The sequence below is a fragment of the Frankia gtarii genome (assembly GCF_025403375.1).
Lineage (GTDB): Bacteria > Actinomycetota > Actinomycetes > Frankiales > Frankiaceae > Frankia > Frankia gtarii.
This window is the reverse complement of the sequence record NZ_JAMPTM010000602.1, coordinates 1-608: the sequence shown is the minus strand read 5'-3', so window position 1 is coordinate 608 and position 608 is coordinate 1. Positions and strand designations below refer to the sequence as shown.

1 protein-coding gene is annotated in these 608 nt (G+C 66.8%); it reads right to left on the bottom strand.

Annotated features, from left to right (window positions below; all coding sequences use genetic code 11):
* Window positions 1–118: 118 nt before the first annotated feature.
* Window positions 119–469 carry an RNA polymerase-binding protein RbpA gene (locus tag NBZ83_RS32510; RefSeq protein ID WP_009738606.1) on the bottom strand — a complete coding sequence of 117 codons (351 nt, stop codon included), beginning with the start codon at window positions 467–469 and terminating at the stop codon, window positions 119–121.
* Between the last annotated feature and the right edge of the window lie 139 nt (window positions 470–608).

The following is a 608-nucleotide window of genomic DNA, read 5'->3' as shown; positions in this document are numbered from 1 at the left end:
CCGCCACCCACCGCAGCCACCAGACCCACCCCAGGCACGCCAAAGGGTCGGGCACGCACAAACCCGTGCCCGACCCTGAAACCGCGGACTACCTGAAAAGCCGCGGACGCACAGCCCTCTAGGCGGTACGCCGCCCTTCACCGGTGCCGCGCAACACCGCCAACCGCTCCGCCAGGACCTCCTCCAGATCATCGGTGGTCCGGCGCTCCATCAACATGTCCCAGTGCGTCCGCGGCGGCTTCGACTTCTTCGGCTCAGGCCGCTCACCATCGACGATCACCGACGCCCCACCACAGACCTTGCACTCCCACACCGACGGCACCTCCGCCTCCGCCGCGAAGGGCATCGTGAACTGGTGGCCGTTGGGGCAGTCGTACGACGCCGACTGCCGTGGGGCAAGCTCGGTGCTGCGGTCGGTCTCGTAGGACACTGCACCGAGACGGCTTCCCCGCAGGATGCGCTCGCCCATATAACTCCTCCGAGCGTCGAGACGTGTGCAACTACCCCTCGACAACGTTCTGGCCAGCTGAGACGTTCCCGCCGAGGAAGGACCCGTAACACAATCATGAACGCACAGCGTCCCCACCCCACCACGAAACGTCCCGCAC